Source organism: Tolypothrix sp. FACHB-123, assembly GCF_014697075.1.
Taxonomy (GTDB): Bacteria; Cyanobacteriota; Cyanobacteriia; order Cyanobacteriales; family Nostocaceae; genus Aulosira.
In genome coordinates this window covers 149,839-166,951 of record NZ_JACJRE010000009.1, presented here as the reverse complement: position 1 = coordinate 166,951, position 17,113 = coordinate 149,839, and the positions used below count along the sequence as shown (strand labels likewise).

General features: G+C 38.3%; 16 protein-coding genes. 5 read left to right on the top strand and 11 right to left on the bottom strand.

Translation table 11 applies throughout. The features are described 5' to 3' along the window. Positions 1–12: 12 nt before the first annotated feature. The gene (locus tag H6G41_RS09180) at positions 13–207 is read left to right on the top strand and encodes a hypothetical protein (RefSeq protein WP_096646659.1); all 195 of its coding nucleotides are present in this window, start codon (positions 13–15) and stop codon (positions 205–207) included. 27 nt (positions 208–234) lie between these two features. On the opposite strand, the gene H6G41_RS09175 is transcribed toward H6G41_RS09180, so the two are convergent. The 5 genes from H6G41_RS09175 to H6G41_RS09155 form a co-directional block, all read right to left on the bottom strand. Beyond that, positions 235–1,365, bottom strand: a complete 1,131-nt coding sequence (locus H6G41_RS09175) for a hypothetical protein (protein WP_190745685.1) — start codon at positions 1,363–1,365, stop codon at positions 235–237. Between the two features lie 108 nt (positions 1,366–1,473). After that, positions 1,474–2,160 (bottom strand): DUF6753 family protein, encoded by a 687-nt coding sequence (locus H6G41_RS09170; RefSeq protein ID WP_190745683.1) that lies wholly within the window; start codon positions 2,158–2,160, stop codon positions 1,474–1,476. Beyond that, positions 2,157–3,212: a cobalamin biosynthesis protein CobQ gene (locus H6G41_RS09165; protein ID WP_190745681.1), complete on the bottom strand. Its 1,056-nt coding sequence runs from the start codon at positions 3,210–3,212 to the stop codon at positions 2,157–2,159. Before H6G41_RS09165 ends, H6G41_RS09170 begins: the two co-directional genes overlap by 4 nt. 25 nt (positions 3,213–3,237) lie before the next feature. Continuing rightward, complete coding sequence (locus H6G41_RS09160; protein ID WP_190745679.1) at positions 3,238–3,633, bottom strand: hypothetical protein; 396 nt, start codon at positions 3,631–3,633, stop codon at positions 3,238–3,240. Next, positions 3,617–4,762 carry a ParM/StbA family protein gene (locus H6G41_RS09155; RefSeq protein ID WP_190745677.1) on the bottom strand — a complete coding sequence of 382 codons (1,146 nt, stop codon included), beginning with the start codon at positions 4,760–4,762 and terminating at the stop codon, positions 3,617–3,619. The genes H6G41_RS09160 and H6G41_RS09155 overlap by 17 nt, the downstream gene beginning before the upstream one ends. A 1,040-nt stretch (positions 4,763–5,802) precedes the next feature. Here H6G41_RS09155 and mobV point away from each other — a divergent pair. Then, entirely contained in the window at positions 5,803–7,404 is a 1,602-nt protein-coding gene (gene mobV / locus H6G41_RS09150; protein ID WP_190745675.1) for a MobV family relaxase, read from the top strand. Positions 7,405–8,135: 731 nt separating this feature from the next. Further along, positions 8,136–8,945 (top strand): hypothetical protein, encoded by an 810-nt coding sequence (locus tag H6G41_RS09145; RefSeq protein ID WP_190745673.1) that lies wholly within the window; start codon positions 8,136–8,138, stop codon positions 8,943–8,945. Positions 8,946–9,029: 84 nt separating this feature from the next. Here H6G41_RS09145 and H6G41_RS09140 read toward each other — a convergent pair whose 3' ends face one another. After that, complete coding sequence (locus H6G41_RS09140) at positions 9,030–9,332, bottom strand: hypothetical protein (RefSeq protein ID WP_190745671.1); 303 nt, start codon at positions 9,330–9,332, stop codon at positions 9,030–9,032. Positions 9,333–9,749: 417 nt separating this feature from the next. Here H6G41_RS09140 and H6G41_RS09135 point away from each other — a divergent pair, with 417 nt between their 5' ends. After that, positions 9,750–10,997 (top strand): tetratricopeptide repeat protein, encoded by a 1,248-nt coding sequence (locus H6G41_RS09135; RefSeq protein ID WP_190745669.1) that lies wholly within the window; start codon positions 9,750–9,752, stop codon positions 10,995–10,997. 107 nt (positions 10,998–11,104) lie between these two features. Here the strand turns inward: H6G41_RS09135 and H6G41_RS09130 are convergent, their stop codons facing one another. From H6G41_RS09130 to H6G41_RS09120, 4 genes are all read right to left on the bottom strand, one after another. Further along, positions 11,105–11,875 (bottom strand): PhnD/SsuA/transferrin family substrate-binding protein, encoded by a 771-nt coding sequence (locus H6G41_RS09130; protein WP_190745666.1) that lies wholly within the window; start codon positions 11,873–11,875, stop codon positions 11,105–11,107. Then, a complete protein-coding gene (locus H6G41_RS09125) occupies positions 11,872–12,123 on the bottom strand; it encodes a hypothetical protein (RefSeq protein WP_190745664.1) in 252 nt (83 codons plus the stop codon). Before H6G41_RS09125 ends, H6G41_RS09130 begins: the two co-directional genes overlap by 4 nt. 594 nt (positions 12,124–12,717) lie before the next feature. Beyond that, positions 12,718–12,840: a hypothetical protein gene (locus tag H6G41_RS35715; RefSeq protein WP_277878068.1), complete on the bottom strand. Its 123-nt coding sequence runs from the start codon at positions 12,838–12,840 to the stop codon at positions 12,718–12,720. Between the two features lie 82 nt (positions 12,841–12,922). Beyond that, on the bottom strand, positions 12,923–14,242 hold the full coding sequence (locus tag H6G41_RS09120) for an MFS transporter (protein ID WP_190745662.1): 1,320 nt from the start codon (positions 14,240–14,242) through the stop codon (positions 12,923–12,925). 11 nt (positions 14,243–14,253) lie between these two features. Here H6G41_RS09120 and H6G41_RS09115 point away from each other — a divergent pair, with 11 nt between their 5' ends. After that, complete coding sequence (locus H6G41_RS09115) at positions 14,254–14,496, top strand: hypothetical protein (protein WP_190745660.1); 243 nt, start codon at positions 14,254–14,256, stop codon at positions 14,494–14,496. Positions 14,497–14,935: 439 nt separating this feature from the next. Here the strand turns inward: H6G41_RS09115 and H6G41_RS09110 are convergent, their stop codons facing one another. After that, complete coding sequence (locus tag H6G41_RS09110; protein ID WP_190745658.1) at positions 14,936–17,032, bottom strand: lipopolysaccharide assembly protein LapB; 2,097 nt, start codon at positions 17,030–17,032, stop codon at positions 14,936–14,938. Positions 17,033–17,113: the final 81 nt, after the last annotated feature.

Genomic DNA, 17,113 nt, shown 5'->3' with positions numbered 1-17,113 from the left:
CGGGATAAAAAGATGACTGAAAAACCAGAAATCAGTATTACCCAGCTATCCTATGGGATGACTCCAGAAGAACTTATTAGTGAAGGATATGTAGATACTGACTATTTCTACGATCCAGCGTCAGAAGAATGGAAAATAGAAGTTGAGAAAATAGAGCAAATAGTTAAGGAAAATCAAATTCCTGACTCTGAATGCATACCGTTTTGATTAGATATCAAATATTGACTCTCATTCTTAAAAATCAATATTTGACTGAATACATTTTCTTAATTCGTCAAGAGGAACCGGACGATTAAAAATATCCAACATGGCCTTGCCATCTTCAATACTTGTAATTATGAAAGGCTGCCATGAATAAAGATTAATCGGACACTTTTCCCATATAACCTTATCGTTGATCTGTGGAACTTTATCGAGATTTTCAAAATATTCTCTTTTCAATTCATAAAATCTCTTGCGAGTTTCAGTATTTAATAACTCCCAAATTTGAGACTTGATTGGTGGTTGATAATTATTGGTAATACTAATTACTTCTGACCAAGAATTTACTTGTGTCAATGACTCTGCTATTTGTGATAAATTTAATTGATGATTAGATACATCAATTTCGGAGGTATTTATTACAACAGATGATGAAGACCCTGTTGATTCTGCAACAAAAATTTCTGTTGAATTTGAGAAAGAATTAATGGATGTATTTAAATCTAATTTATGATGAGACTCTGACGGTTCGAGCAAATATTCTGATTCAAAATCATCAGTTGTTTCCTGGTAAAATTCCTCATTATTCAGGTGTACAACTAATTTCCCTGATTTTACACCTTGCCATAATGCAACTGCTTCCCTAATTAATGTTTGGGTAATTGTGCCATTTTCATCCATTTCTTTCTGGATAATATTCCCAGTCTGCATATCATCTTCCATAATGTCGGGAATCCGACATACTGGTTTACCATCTCTCCCTGCTTTCCAAATAGTGGGTTTATCTGGTTTTGGTTTCTTTGGTGTGCGATGAGCAGCAATAAATTCGCGGACTTTCTTCTGGGTAATTTGACCGCAATCTTTTAAATTCTCAATGACTTGCCTATATTTTTTGGCGTGTTTTGCCAAATCAAAAATGGTATGGGGTTCGATTTCTTGGAGGTCATCTGGTGAAAATGAGGAAAATGTACCTGCAACTTTCAAGTAAAGGGTACTTTCTTTTAAACTCCAACCAATTGATTCAAGTGACTGCTTGTATTTTTGATGGGAAAGTACTTGTCTTTTTGATGCCAATGAAAAAGCTTGCTCAACAATAGAAATAGTGGCATCGGACAGATTGGAAATATCAGGTTGGGTTGTTGGATAGATTGTCGCGGCAACCATATACAATGACCTATTTTAATACTTCTTTTTTCGGTGGGAATAATCCATTCAGTATGTGACAGTTAGTTTACGAGTTTACATCTGAGTTTAGAACTTAATTGTTTGCTTTCAAGGAACAAACTTACGCTGTGCTGGCGGAGTCACCCAAATAGTACAAAATCCTGACTTTGCTTTGCGATTATATTGGGACAATACCAAACCCAATTTTTGAGCATCCTTGATACATTCGCCATTTTCCAAATAACCACGATTCCAATTAATCAAATTCTTGGCAAATTTTCCTTCGCTAGATACAGCCCATTTCATTGCTTCTAATTCATCCCATGTCAGAGTATTGGCTTGAACTTTGGTGTATCCCCCAGACAAGACACCATTCAACCAAGGAGGAATCGACACACCTGCGATGAAACCGATTGCAAAGATGAAAAAGAAGACAACAGTAGCCGGAAAGACTGAATTAATAATGTTCCGACCCTCGCGTAATAAAGATTCATGAATTAGTTCTTGTGCCACGCGATTAATTGCAACCTTTTGACGGGCGATCGCAACTTGTTCAACTTGCTCTAAATTATGGGCTAAATCTTGGTTCCATGTTTGAAACAGCAGTTGTAAAGTCTGCGGTGCATCTGACAACATGACTTCCAATTGTCCGGTAGCAACCAAAACTAGAAATAATGGGTCATCCTGGGACAGTCCAGTTTTTGAAACAAAATCCAAAACCCGACGTTTAAAATCGTCGCTCTTTCCCCTCAAGGCTTCAGCCAACAAATCATCAGGGGTTTGAGGTTTACTCATTCAATTAAACCCGTTTTTGCGAAAGCTTTGTAGGCAAACTGGAGGAAATTTTTGACTCTCTGCTTCGATACGATTTTCAGTTCAGAACAGGAAACTGCATCCGTAAACGTAATTCCTAAACGGTCGATGGTGTTGCGTTCCCAAAAAGGGAATTTGGGAAAATCGATCGCATAAAAGTTATACTTACGAGCCGCATCGATAAATTCAGGCATTGTCTCCACGTATTCCCAGTTATCGCACAAGCCATAATTTTTAACAAATACATGGGTAATATCATTACCAAAGTCATCTAATGATTTGAGAAAAAAATTAACAGAATCTATGCCACCAGTAGAAACAAACCATTTGATAAAAATGATAGAATTATCCTTACCTAAATTGACTAAATCATTGCGTTGAATCCAGTTTTTGAAATTGCCATATACTTGAGCGGGTAAGTTTACCAATACAGACTTCTCAAAGGCAAAATCAAATATTTTATCTGCTTCATAAGCTTGTTTCTCATCATCACTAAAGAAAGCTATCTCCACATTCGGGTAAATTTTCTCGATATCTCGATTACTTGTATCCGCATCGATAATAATCATGTCACGATCAGTTGAATTACAGTATTCGATAAAAGCTCGACAAATAAAAGATTTACCGCATCCCCCTTTCTCCCCATCGATAATGTGGATTGTGGTTGCCTGTTTAGATTTATTCGTTTTGAAAACAGGGAAGTTATTTTCTAATCTTGCTTGCGAAAGTTGCTGATTTCCATTTATTTCACCTCCTTCTAATGCATCTTTTGGTAAAATAATTCCATCAATCTCTTGTTGCCAATTATCAATTGTTGGTTGTGTCATTGCTTCGCTAGATACTGTACTATTTGCTAATTGAGAATTAACTGCATTTCTATCTATTTCTTGTTGCCAATTTGTTATTTCCACATTTGTTGGTAATTTGTCTTTTCCTATATCAAGTTTATCCCGATCATCAATAACGGTATTCTGATTTATCTCTCTGCTATCCAATAAGGAGTTATTGTTCTTTTTATCTCTTCTCTTTCTCATCTGCTTTATCTCTTAAAGTTGAAACCTACAAAAAATTACTCAATCCGCCATCATCGTAAACGCAATTCTCTAAGCGATCACCTACTAATTTACCTGAGATATTAGGCAATATTCCCAATGTTTGTTTATTTGCACCAGGATGGGTTGTAAATATCCCGTAAGACTCTTCTAATCCTGCTAATTCTCCAATCTCTTGAGCCTGTCTTTTTAAGACTTGTATGGAACTTCTGGCTATGGATTGAATCTGTTTGTTATCACCTGAATTCGTGGTAATCGCATGGGGCAACCAAAAAGAACGAATTGCAACAAGTATAATTTCACTTTTGGCTCGAATCGGATTAGATTGGATATATTCCATCAACTTTATATCTGTTTCCTTGCGTGGCTGATAACGCCACCGAAAATCAATTTGTTCGCCCATAATTTACTTTTTCCCAAAAGTACAAAAACACACTGTAAACATCAGCCAATCGACTTCCTAAACCAAAGCGATCGACCTCTGAGGGGATATCTGCACCGACTCCCCACAAACAAGGTATTCCGGGATAATGAGAATTTAATTCCCTCTTCATATAATCTGCCGTTCCCCCACAAAATAGAATTTCTGTAATTTGATTGCGGGAAATTACTTGGTCTAACCAACTTGTGAGTACGGCAGCATATTCGTTTCTAGCAAGTTTTACAGCTTGTTGAATTTGCATTAACTCCTGTTGTTTATTTGCGTTGTTAGCGCTTCTGAGTAAGCGTAAAAATGGTGTACCAGAGATATCACTTCCAGCAGCAACTATCGCAGGAGCAAGCTGGGAAGTCGTTTGTCCCGAAGTTCTTGCTACAACTTTTTCTAACAGTCGAATCATTCCTAAATCAGAAGTTTTTCCATCTGCGGCAATGATTCCCCTTTCTGCAATCAACACCGATGCATTCCTGTAACCCACCATGACAAATGCGATCACGGAGTGACTCCTATGGAGTATCGCTTTTGTGGTGATGGTTTTTCCTTGCTGCTTTTGGTAAGCCAAATAAATTCCTGCACCTTCAGGTAAACATTTGAATTCAAATAATTCCACACGCATTCTCCCCGTGGGTGTGGTGAAGTCTGCGAGTGCGGCTTTTAGCTGTTGCTGAAAACTTTCCTTGTTCTCGAATTCCCCCGGTGGTAGTAAGCAGACCAATGCAACTCGAAATTTTGCGCCCAATTTCAGTTTTTGTGATGTCACCCAAATCGCAGCCAATGTTTTGGCTACTGCACGCTCGTATTTGAGTTCCTTCAATCCTTCGTTGCCATAATACTTAGTTTTTGCCAAATACCCCACAGCTAAGGTTTGACCCGTGTACCTTATCCATGCAGCATTTTCTGGGTCTGTTGCTCCTAGAGTTTCACCAGTTGTCGAATCTGGAGAAATTTTCACCACCTCCGGTTCCATCAGCAACGATTTGGTAATCATCATATCGAGGGTGGAATAAACTCCTTTGGTTGCACTTCCCCCAAAGTCCAAAGCTAAAATTAATTCTGGAGAGGATTTATTTCTGCGTTGAGTCATTTTACCCATGATGTTTATTCGGTAAATGTGGTGAAAATGGAAGATATTTAAAGTTAAATCCAGGAAACAGCAGGTTGGTTATTAGCAAAATTTATTGAAGTTTCAGTGATTTGATGTTGAATTTTCCTGCTAATTCCTTTTATAGATCGATAAAGTGTAAATGCTTCTAATGCTTATGGTGACTTGGTTGTAAGAGTTGGAGTTAGTTTTAAATAGAAAAAGTTGCTATCAGTTCCTGCAAATCTTCAACATCACCCAAAAAATCTCGCATAAAAATTTCAGGTTATATGTTAATTCATCGGTGAAACACACTACACCTTTTTCCTATATTCATGGCTGAAAATATAAAAATAGCCGAGTAATAATTTGAATTTCGAGATAGTTCTTGATTCTCGAATAATAGTTTTTGTAGGGCTATTTTTCTGATAAGCACACTTGATGCGTGAAACATCTTTCCTACTCCTTTTCATTCGATTTACTTCATGAGTTAAAGCATTTACTCATTTATTAGCAAATAAGCAGGAGTAATTTCAATAGCTCAAACTTGAGTCACAACCAGCTTGAACGATGGATGCAAACATTTGTATAAAAAGATAGAGTAAGAATATGTAACAAATAAGTACAAAACAATAGACGATAACCCATACTACCACCTATACAAGCATTTCAAGACTAGAAGAATAAAGTTGATTTACTACAAACACCTTATTGAGTAAACTTTTAGACTTATTATCTGCGAGTGTTTTCAGCCTTTATACACAAAGGCATGATTCATAGAATACTTATCTAAACTTCAGTAAAAAGATAGATTTATTGGGTATTTTTAGGTATTTTTAGAAATCCATTTTTTTTCATCAATAAAAATATATGATAGTAACGGATAAAACGAATTACTTTTTTCAATAGAACAACTCTAAAAAAATTCTATTTTGCCCAAGATTCGCTCTTATTAGTAACAGAATGTAAAGCAAAATAATAGAATGGGTTATTGGGAAGAGAAGATATAGCTACTTTTTAACTACTACCAACAGCTTCAAAAATCATCAATCATGGCTTTTGCAATTTGTCGCATCCAGAAAATAAAATCCTGGGGAACTCTGAGTCGTAGCCAAGCGCATACACTTCGACTGGTTGATACACCTAATGCCAACCCGGAAATCAAAAATTTAGAATTAATTGGAAATAATACAAATCTTGGCTTAGAAACTTTAGTGCGGGAAAAAATCGGCTCGCAGAAAATTCGCTCTGACGCAGTGTTAGCAGTGGAAATGTTGTTGAGTGCGAGTCCAGAATATTTTCGTCCCAATGCACCGCACGAAGGCGGGATTTATGAGCAACAGCGTTTAGATGATTTTGTTAATGCGGTTGTGAAATGGTTGAAAAAGTCTTGGGGCGATCGCATAGTTCAAGCAGAGTTACATCTAGATGAAATTACACCCCATATCCACGCTTATCTCGTACCTTTGGATGAACGGGGAAAACTCAATTGCAAAGCTCTGTTTGGGACTAGAGTGAAAATGTACGAGTTGCAGGATAGTTTTACTGCTGCTGTTGCACATTTGGGAATTGTCCGTGGTGTGAAGGGAAGTGTGGCAACCCATGAGAAAGTCAGAAAGTATTATTCTGCCGTTAACCAAAGCTCTCGGATACTCGACTGGGAACAGTTGATTCCCCAACCTGAACCGCAAGAAAGCAGTGATAAATATAGACAAAGAGTAATTGAGCTATTGAATCCCCAGTTGGAGATCATAAATTGTCAACTTTCGGAGCGCGATCGCATCCTCCAACAAAGAACGGAGTGGAAAGAAACAGCGTCCAGAAGCGAAGAGTTACGGCAGAGACTAGAAAAGGAATTGAGGGTACTAAAGCTCGAACAGCAAGATTTACCATTGGAAGCGATCGCTTATGAACTTGGAATCAATCCCAACGAGCAATTTCATGGTGATGCGCTTGACTTGGTGATGGGAATAAACCAGTTGAATTTCAAGGATGCGGTGATTTGGTTGCGCGATCACTTCGACGAAACACCGGTTTTGCAAACTGTCCATAATCATGCAATTACCCAAGCAGCAAACATCATTCGGCAGAAGTTACCGCAACCATTTGTTCCACCTTCCAGTTGTCCTTCCCATTGGCAAGAATTAGAAAATTATTTGAGGCAACAATATTTAATTCCATCTCAACTTTCACAGACCTTACGAAAAAGAGATTTGATATATGCAGATGATGCTGGGAACGGAGTATTTATCGCTCGCAACCTAGATGGAGAAAGCACAGGGGCTTATTTATTAGTCGCAAAAGACAAAAAGCAATTTCAGATGTACCCAGAAAGCAGACGTTCAAAGGGTTGGTTCCATTTGACCGTGGGACGTGGGAATACAAAATCACCACAAATCGCTATTTTAGTTTCTTCTCCCATCGATGCACTGCACGCAATCTCCCAAAACACACCCCACCAGCTGCGAACCATGTATCTCGTCTGGGATGACAACCGCGCACCGTTACCCTTGGAACTGCTCAAAACCATACCCAAAGTCATCATTGCAATTCCATCCGAACAAAGCTTTACTAAAGCCAAACAACTTCTACCCCACGCAACCAAACAAGTTGTAGTATCTCCGCTCGATGCAAAGCAGTTTTCTGGAAGATGACAAAACGAATATGGCTTTTTTCAAGCTTAAATGCAGTGACTTGCTTGATAATTGCTATCTCGTAACCAAAAACTTGGAAATTTAGCAAAATTCAGTATGTAAAGTCAATAAATTGACCATCTACCGATTTCTGTTCTTGGATGAAAATCTTATTAAAACTGGTGAAAAGTAGTGACTATAGGGAAATAAAGACAGTTAAGTTGGTTTTTGCCTAGCTTTTTACACTTTAAATAGACGTTTCTAGGTAGCAACTAACAGCATATTTGCTGTAATAGAATGAATAATATCCAAATATTATGCAATTTTTATCAGTATATACTTTTAAGTAATAGAAAAATTAATGTAAATAAAGCTTCTCGTATTTATCGCAATTTATTTTAATTTCCAGGGATAAATTAATCTTGCTCTACGGCAGTTGATACGTAAATTGATTTTTAAGCTAGGATGAACTAGCTTAAAGCAATTTTAATGTTTGTATAAAGTTTGTCTGCTGATTCATTATCATTGCAGCAATTTTTGGGTGTCATCTATCACTTCATTATTCTGGTGTCCGTTCCCTATTGTTGACCGGAAGAGGCAGGGAGAATTCATGAGCAGGGAGCGGGGCGAGCAAGCCCTTCCCCCATGTTCCCTGCCCCCTGTCTTGAAAAGTTTTGTGGACGGAAACCGTCCCCACAAACTTTTCGCTGCCCCTTTTCCTCTTCTTTACTCAAGTTGTAAGTTGGTGCTTTATGAAGCAATCAAAAAACATAAAAACCGACCCAAAACCCATTAGATATCCCAAAGTTACCTATTCCCATTGGCAGTTTTCCGGCAAGATTTGGAGGACTTACCAATTACCAGATGGACAAAAATTGATGAGCGATCGCCAAATGGCATTGTTAGTTGGTCGGTCAAAGAAAGCTGTGCAAAAATTTATTGAATCGCGTCGGCTGGAAACCCATATTGTTCGAGTTGGAAATGGGAGATTAATGCGAGTTTATCCTCTCTCAGTTGCAGCAATCTACCTATCTACTCTTTTGAGAGAAGGTCATTTGGAGAAGCATCACTTCAACATTTCTCGTGATAATTGGTATTGCATAATTAAAGCTTTATCTGATAATGAATCCGAATCAAATCCTATTCTCAATTGCTATTTTTTTACTGGTAATTATCTGGTCGAATCTGGCGAACCGCTTCAGGTTAGATTTGATGCAAATATTAGTTTACAGGTTTTAGTTTTGCATTCTGGAGAATATCGTATCGATTATCGGGAAGGAATCAGGTGTATCAACCGAAGTGCAGATTGGTTTATTCATGAATCACCGAAGAAGGCAAAATCTTTGGCGAATTTAAGACTTTCTAGGGATATTGTTGAGTGTAGAATCAGAATCCAGGAAGAATTTCAAAGCATGTACGCACTGTCACTACAAGATTGGTTGTCGATATGGGGATATTTTGCCAAAAAGGGAAATCGAAAAGCGATCGCGATTCTCAATGCTTGTGCGAGGGAAGGGATTGAAGCACTGATTGCTAGGGCTATAGAAGAGGGGGCAACCTAATTTATGGGCTAAATGGGCGATACTGTTTCAGAGGGGAGCAAAGCGATCGCCCTTGATTTTTAGTAGTTGCGATCAAATATTCAATCAACTTGATTTAGCTGTTGTTTGAGTAATTATATCGATAAGTTCTCGTGGAGATTTTTCTTCGAGTGCTGCTAGTAAATTTATGGCTTTTTTAAGTATGCGATCGCTATCATCAAAGCTGTTTTGGCTGGGTAAAACAAGCTGGATGGGATTTCCTGTATCATCTTTCTCACCTTGAAATACCAGTAAACGCGGATTGGGGTGGTTTACTACTTGCCATCCTTGTTGGTGAAGGTAAGATACAACATCGGTAATTTTGAAAGGGTGGGTTTGTAATTCCTCTGTTGAAATTTGTTGCGTCATCACCACTCTCCTGTTTTGACCTTATCTATTAAATCGACCATTTCAATCAGTATACTTACACTATATGCTACGATACTCAGTAAGTAAGTGGCGTATTTAACTTAGCTCGTTGGAGCAGATAACCGAAGCGGGATTTTGCAGGTGAGCAGAACCGCATCGCGGTTACTGCTCAACTCGGTTTTATGTCGCTTAAGTTTCGCAAGGAAAGTGATTAGTAGATTACGAAATTGATTTTATTGATCTAAAGCAATACTTTTAGAAAAATAAGTCCGGTTAGTCCGTCAACTTACAGTAGTTTTATTCTTGCCGTTTTTTGCTAAGTGTGCCATACTCATAATTAAAATACGTTAATTCGACCGATTTGCTGTAGTTTAAATTGACCAACACCTTAATAAATTTGGGTGTAAGGAATTAATCATGCTTAAAGATGCACAAGGACTAATAGTTACAACAGATTCAGCCAAAGCGATCGCAGCTATTAACCAATTCACAGAGCAAATGCTTGCTTATGGTAAAGATGCAGAAACAGCAATTTTACAAGCAATTGTTGCCGATCCGACTTGTGCATTAGCTCATGCTTATGCTGCCGCTTATTATCTTACCCAAGAAAATCGCAAAGCTTGGCAGCAAGCGCAACCATATCTGCAATCAGCACAACAGCATATAGCCCAAATTACAGAAAGAGAAAAGTTATATGTGCAGGCGATTTCCGCTTGGGCAGATCAAGAGATTGATGTAGCGATCGCCTTGCATGAACAGATTACCAACAAATTTCACCATGATTTAATTTCCGTACAGCAAGGACAGTATCATTATTTTTACATAGGTGATAAAGAGAGATTGCGGCAAATAGCCCAGAAAGTCTTAGTTAGCAATCCTGGAAATCATTATTTATACGGTATGGTGGCGTTTGGTTTAGAACAATGCCATCAACTTAAAGCGGCAGAAAAAATGGCACGTCAGGCGATCGCATTAAATAGATACGATCCTTGGGCACATCATGCAATTAGTCATATCATGGAAACTCAGGGAAGAGTCGATGAGGGTATAGCTTGGATGGAGAGTTTTGCAGACACCTGGGAACACTGCAATTCTATGCTCTATACCCATAACTGGTGGCACATTGCCCTATATTATTTGCAATTAGAAAACTATCAAAAAGTCCTGCAACTATACGATACGCACATTTGGAAACGTGCTAACAAACAATCTCCCAAAGACCAAGTAGGAGCTATTTCATTATTATTAAGGCTAGAATTGCGCGGTGTAGATGTGGGGAACCGTTGGCAAGAAATCAGTCCTTATCTTTACAGCCGGATTGAAGAACACGCCTTACCATTCCAAGACTTGCATTATGTCTATGCCCTTACCAAAGCCGGACACCATGATTGGGTAAATCAGATGCTTGTAAGTATACAGTATCACACTTTGAGAATCAATCCTTTTTTGCGACAGCGTTGGATAGAGGTAGCAATTCCCGCCGCTAGAGGAATGGTAGCTCATGCCAAAGGCGATTTCCATAAAGCGATCGCAGAACTCCAATTTATTTTACCACGCTTGCATGAAATTGGTGGGAGTCATGCACAGCGAGTATTATTTGAGCAAATTTACCACAATGCTGTGTTGTCGGTTCAACAACAAAGTTGGAATTATGCTGTTTCTTAAAAACTGGTGAAGAATAATATTATTCTTCACTTACTCTTATTATAACACGAAGCCATCCTTTAAAACAGTGAACAGTTATCAGGTTTCACATGGGGATTTAGACAAACTCAGGGATTAATTATGTAATAATCTGCCAACTTCACTGGGGCAAAACGTCTGACTCCAAATTGTTTCATCTCTCTTAGCATCTGGGTATCTGGTTGGAGTAACGCTAACTGCATTTGCTGAATTAAAGATATACCCAAATGCTGTGCTACTACTAAAGGTGGCATCGGCGAAGGCCCCAATACTTCCACCACACGCAAATGTTGTAATAATTCGGGAAAATTCTTTAATTCCTGTTCTAATACCACACTATCAATCGTCGCACAATCTGCCAATCCTTCAACTACCCAGCGAATTGAACGCTGATGTGAGCCTGATTGTAAGGTCTTACTAAAAAAAATTTGCCCAGATGTTTCTTTAATTAACCTATGGCAGAGTAAATTGTAACCACTATTAGAACCAGGGTCGTTATAACAAAATTTTTTGCCTGCTAAATCTGCAAATTTTTGGATATTACTATTAGCATTGACAATAACATCTGCATAGTAAATAGGATGGTTGCTATAGCGTGGTGATTCCATCACAGGCGCAACCAATGTCTGCAATTGATTTAAGACTATTTGACTATAGCGAATTAGTGGTAAACCACAAATAAAAGCTAAGTCTATCTGGTCTTGAAATAATAGGGGGTCTTCTAAAGGGTCGCATTCACCTTGTTTGAGTTGGAATTCTACTCGCAAAACCCGACTTAAATAAGTTGCGATCGCTTGATAGAATTCAAACCAATTGGGAGCTAGATAAGATATAACTCGCAATCTTTTATATATACTCATTTTTGTTCTACAACAGTGCGATTTTGGAAGACTTGAGTTAACTTCTTCCCAGACCAATGAATATATAAAAATCCGAAACTAATAAAGGTCAATAACATAACACCAAAAACGGTTGTATATCCTTTAGTGTGAAAATGCAGCCGCTTGATCAAAGCTGTAAACAGTTGTGATACCTTCCACAAGAAATGATGATTTACTTTTTGAGTGTCTGCGATGTCTTGGATATTGATATTTTGGGCTAGTGCCATTTCTATTTTTACCTTCAATTTCATAAATAACGGTAATTCGATTAACTTACTGTAGATTATAAAACATAGAATCTGATTTCGTCAAAGATAAAAGTATTTAGAAGCATAGACAAGCCTTGAAAATAGGGGCTAGGGATTAGGCAATAAGGGCTAGAAAAGATGGATTTTTATTATTTCTTGTGAATTATGTTCATGGAGTCTCTTACAAAAGTCCTAAATAGAATCTGACAGATGGGTAGAGACACAAAAACCTTGTGCGCTTAAGAATCATTGATGTGTTACAAACATTCTGTAAAGTCATGACATTTTGACATTAGGCGATTATAAGAAAATATACTCATTGATTTTGGCAAATTAATCACTTATTGAATCAGCAATATAGCTGGAAGTTTTACGAAATAAAAACTTCACAGTTAAGGGATCAGGAAAAGAAACTAGTACCGCAAGGCGGAATTCAAAATTTAAAATTCAAAATTAAGACAGAGTAAGCGTTTTGTTGATTTTGAATGGTATGTTTATTTACGCCGTGCTGTACTAGTGCTATCTTTTAAGGATTTTTTTATAAACGGATGAATAAATCAGGCTCATCAACATTTAAATTTGCGATCGCAACATCAAAGTTACGGCAAATCTATTAAGAATTAAAAGTTCAGTAAATGAAACTAAATTTTCTTGAATTGCCCTAGTTAAATAATTGCCGATCGCATAAAGATACATTAATAGTACTTTAAACTCTCTGGGTAGAGGGAAGAATTATTTTTATCTTCCCTCTCTATTTTTAGAGTTGAAAATTATATATCTAATTTTTATTTACCTGAGAAATTAAACCCATTTCTACATAAATTGAAGATACTATATTTCTCATTTGTGGTAATTTTTTAATAAAAGCAAAAGCTCCTATTAAGCAACAGATACCACCAAATAATAAAGCATTATTTACTCCTATTTGATTCGCTAATCCTCCAAAAAATAAATTACCAAATGGTAATATCCCTAAAAAGCCTGTTGTCAATATACTTGTAACTCTACCTCTTTTATTTTCATCAACAAGAATTAATTGTATAAAATTACTAATACCTGCCAAGGTGAGAGTATTACTCATGCCGACAATACAAATTAATACTAGGCAAACTTCTAGATTATGAGAGCGAGAAAAAAGTATTAAACCTAAACCCACAATCGTCGCAGAACACGCTATTAATTTTACTAATCCTGTGACTTGTTTTCTTAACATCAGATAAAGTCCGGCAACTATAGAACCAAGTGCGGAAGCTGTCATTAATAAACCCATTGTTTCGGCGTTACCATTTAAGACTTCTTTGACAAAAATAGGTATGAGATTAACATGGGTCATGACCATGAAACAAATTACAATTTGTAAACCCAAAATATATCTAATGGGGATAAAATTATAAGAAAAAACAAAACCCTCTTTTAAGTTTTGCCAAATATTGGTTTTTTGCGGTGAAGTATTATTAGTAATTGATTTAAATTCAGTAGTTAATATTGCTGAAATAAAGGGTACATAACTAATGCTATCTACCAAAAAACATGAAGCAGCGCCGAATCTAGCTAGTAATAATCCTCCGATCATCGGGCTGACAAATTTAGCTGTATTAATTAAGAATGAATGAATAGCATTGGCGCTATATCTATCTGCTTTATTCTCTACAAGCCTGGGAATACTAACTAGGCGTGCTGGGAGATCAAAAGCTTTGACAGTTCCTTGCATGATACCAATGATAATAATCCAAGTAACGGTGATCTGTCCGTTAATAGTGAGAACTGTGAGAGTACCAGATAACAAAATTGATACTAACTGAGTCGTTAGTAAAATATAACGGATATTCCAACGATCGAGTAATACACCTACTAACGGTGTAATAATCAATCCCATAAATTGATTTGTAAATCCCACTACGCCAACTAACATGGCTGAATCAGTAATTTGATAAACCATCCATACCAGAGCAATTTGAGTCATCCAAGAACCAAAAAAAGATACGCTCTCTCCAATCACAAAACAACAGACATTTGGAGATTTCAGAGCAGGTGGAATATGCAAAGAAGTAAACAAGCGATTGCTTGCTTCAGAGCTTTTTTTATGACTTGGTTGCATCAGTATTTTCTGTGAGGGAATTTGAGCTAATTTGGCATGAAAAGTCAAATTTTATTCATACCTGGCGATTAGAAATCGCAGCTACACAGGCAAAACCCGCTTATCGCGCTGGCGCTTCGCGCAGCGCACCACGCGAGTTATTGTATAAAGTCCACGCACCATCTGGACTTTGTTTGTGTAGTAGCGAATTATATATTCCGCGCATGATTTCTAAATTTCTCTTTACTTACTGCAATAATATTAGAAGTACTTAAATTTAGGTAGTCATAAATTTAGCATACTTAACATATTCTGACAAGGATACTGAGGTTATAGATTTGGGACTTTGCTGATAACGCACCCTAGAAAACGGGGTTTGGGAATGTGCGATCGCTCACCAACCACTCACGAGTAATTGAGCGACTTCATGCACAGGGCAATAACCGCAGTGATTCCTTCCAAACGCAACCGTACCAGACCTCGTGACTACGACAGAGATTGATACAAAGCCCGTCATCTCCGACAAAAACTTTTTTGCCAAACTCTGGCTTGTCTTCAGCGCGATCGCTTTTACTGGATTATTAGGGATGGGTATTTTTTACCCAAGATTTGAGCCTTGCTAAATAGGCTGCCAATTCCCCTAATTGCTGTGGCTGAGTTAGATGTAAAAAACTAGCTTCAACGGCACTCCAGTTAGGCATTACAATCCTCGTCTCAGTCTTGATAACAGCGTAAACGTTGCAGTAATTGTTCGCGTTCAGGCGATGGTGTGACATTCTGAGCAATGGCGATCGCAGTTTTAGTATCTCCTGTACGCACTAGATTTAAAGCGATCCGCCCCCAGAGACGGGAACGTTCTGCAATCGGTGGTAAGGAAGACTCTGGGGCATTGCGGAGGGTTTGTATGGGAATATTGAGGAGCGATCGCGCTTTTGTAAAATTACCTTGAGTCAGATTCAGTTCCACAACTCGTAAAGCAAAGTCAAACTTTTCGCTAGCATTTCTCCCGGCGTAACTAATAAAACGGGATGCTTCCTCTGGCTGACGATAGGCGATCGCTTGATTACCAGCTAAGGTAGCAAAGTCTACTTGCTGAAGTAACTTTAATTTTTCTGCCAGTGTAAAATAAGTTGATCGCGTTGCGTCAAATTCTGAACTGATTGATAGCAATAATTGTGCTTGTTGTGGCAATGCTTTTTCTGTTTGTATCAGTGTGACAATTCGATTCAATACTTGATCGGCTGGACGATTGGTGGAAATCAAAGCATTGGCGATCGCAGCATGAGTTGTGATGGCGGTAGGTAAAGCAGAAATGCTATTAGCTATTACTTGGCTACGAGTGAATAATTGATCGGCAACAGCAACATTACCACGACGATGGAAAGCTTGAGCAAACCGCAGCAATCGCCGCACATCGGTTTTTTCTCCAGCAATTCTAGCTTTTGCATCCTGGGTTTGTCCGGCTTCAAGGGTGGCTATGGCAATATTATCCAGCCAGCGATCGCTTTCATCGAAATAGCCTGCATCTATCTGTACGATCATCGGACGTGGTACCATTTGCCGCGCAGTTGTAAACTGCTTATTAGCAATCAAATCTTGCAAAACAATTCCCAAGACATTCACCGCACGCAGTTCAGCAATCAGGGCTTTGAGTTCTGGGTGATAGCCGCGAGTTTGAGATAAATTTGACATCTCGCCATACCATTCATTATCGAAGCGTCCACCAAACTGATCGCCTATTTTAGCGGCTTTGGCATCAGCAACTAAACGGGCGATCGCAGATTCGCGGATTTCTGGCTGGTTAAATTTGCGACTTTCTGCGGCGATTGTTAACCAACTTCTAGCCCGGAAAGAATTAGGGCGTTTCATTAGGGAAACAATTTGCTGCGATCGCCCTAAATCTCCACTGGGGGCATAGTGTAGCACCAAATTCATTAATTTAATTTCTCGTTGTTCCACATCTTTAATTGCTAGTGCTGCTTTGAGCAATGGATCGAGTAATTGCTTTGCTTTTACTGGGTCTTTAGCTTTAAAGTAGGTAGCAGCAATCTGAGTGACGGTAATATCAGGATCATAATCTTGAGGAGAAAGTTGCTTTAGCACCTCTAAAGCTTTTGTGGGTTGGTTAATTTGGAGATATAAATTAACCAGTTTTGACAAATATTCACGTCGTGCATAGATATCTTTCAGATTTTTGATAGTTTGCTCAAACCCATAGTTGAGGGAAGATGCAGCTTCCGCCGGTTGGTTGAGCGCAATCCACCCTTCTGCAAGGCGAATGTGAGCCGCAATTAAATCTTTAGGAGTATTGCGAATTCCTGATACCGACTCAGCCGCAAGCCGCAGGGTTTGTTTTCCTTTGATGGACTGGCCAATTTTTCCATAGGCGATCGCAGATTCCGTCAAGACATAAGTTTTACCCAGACTATACCCACTCGGTAAAGGTTTAGCTAAGACCACGATTTGATCGAGAATAGTAGCAAGTTTTGGATTATCCTTCTGTGTCAGTGATTGTATTTGAGTAGTAATTGTCTTGATAGCAAAATCTAATGTCTGGGTTGTGAAACTTGTATCTCCTCGCCGTTGAGCATTTTCTAGCTCTCTGGTGATTGAAGGGAGCGTATAAGTTAGGGACATTCCAGAAATTTCATTCCAGCGTCGGGTACTTTCACCAGTTAGCTCTACACGGCAAGCTTTAGAAATCGTTATTTTAGCATCTGCCGCATAAATAGGAACAGAGTAAATTAGTTGAGAAGCAATAATCAAAGCGAGCGATAGCTTCACTCGCCGCAGGTATTGTGTGAGCATCATAAGCTTATGTTGTATATTCGTATTTACTTAAATTAGGGCGTGTTAATTACTAAAAGCCTTGTATCTAATGGATTTATACTC

What these genes read in the sequence shown, in the direction of transcription:
- H6G41_RS09145 (WP_190745673.1), top strand. Translation starts at nt 8,136, where the DNA reads ATGAAGCAATCAAAAAACATAAAAACCGACCCAAAACCCATTAGATAT.
- H6G41_RS09175 (WP_190745685.1), bottom strand. Translation starts at nt 1,365, where the DNA reads ATGGTTGCCGCGACAATCTATCCAACAACCCAACCTGATATTTCCAAT.
- H6G41_RS09110 (WP_190745658.1), bottom strand. Translation starts at nt 17,032, where the DNA reads ATGATGCTCACACAATACCTGCGGCGAGTGAAGCTATCGCTCGCTTTG.
- H6G41_RS09135 (WP_190745669.1), top strand. Translation starts at nt 9,750, where the DNA reads ATGCTTAAAGATGCACAAGGACTAATAGTTACAACAGATTCAGCCAAA.
- H6G41_RS09160 (WP_190745679.1), bottom strand. Translation starts at nt 3,633, where the DNA reads ATGGGCGAACAAATTGATTTTCGGTGGCGTTATCAGCCACGCAAGGAA.
- H6G41_RS09125 (WP_190745664.1), bottom strand. Translation starts at nt 12,123, where the DNA reads ATGGCACTAGCCCAAAATATCAATATCCAAGACATCGCAGACACTCAA.
- mobV (WP_190745675.1), top strand. Translation starts at nt 5,803, where the DNA reads ATGGCTTTTGCAATTTGTCGCATCCAGAAAATAAAATCCTGGGGAACT.
- H6G41_RS09180 (WP_096646659.1), top strand. Translation starts at nt 13, where the DNA reads ATGACTGAAAAACCAGAAATCAGTATTACCCAGCTATCCTATGGGATG.
- H6G41_RS09155 (WP_190745677.1), bottom strand. Translation starts at nt 4,762, where the DNA reads ATGGGTAAAATGACTCAACGCAGAAATAAATCCTCTCCAGAATTAATT.
- H6G41_RS35715 (WP_277878068.1), bottom strand. Translation starts at nt 12,840, where the DNA reads ATGTATCTTTATGCGATCGGCAATTATTTAACTAGGGCAATTCAAGAA.
- H6G41_RS09120 (WP_190745662.1), bottom strand. Translation starts at nt 14,242, where the DNA reads ATGCAACCAAGTCATAAAAAAAGCTCTGAAGCAAGCAATCGCTTGTTT.
- H6G41_RS09165 (WP_190745681.1), bottom strand. Translation starts at nt 3,212, where the DNA reads ATGAGAAAGAGAAGAGATAAAAAGAACAATAACTCCTTATTGGATAGC.
- H6G41_RS09130 (WP_190745666.1), bottom strand. Translation starts at nt 11,875, where the DNA reads ATGAGTATATATAAAAGATTGCGAGTTATATCTTATCTAGCTCCCAAT.
- H6G41_RS09140 (WP_190745671.1), bottom strand. Translation starts at nt 9,332, where the DNA reads ATGACGCAACAAATTTCAACAGAGGAATTACAAACCCACCCTTTCAAA.
- H6G41_RS09170 (WP_190745683.1), bottom strand. Translation starts at nt 2,160, where the DNA reads ATGAGTAAACCTCAAACCCCTGATGATTTGTTGGCTGAAGCCTTGAGG.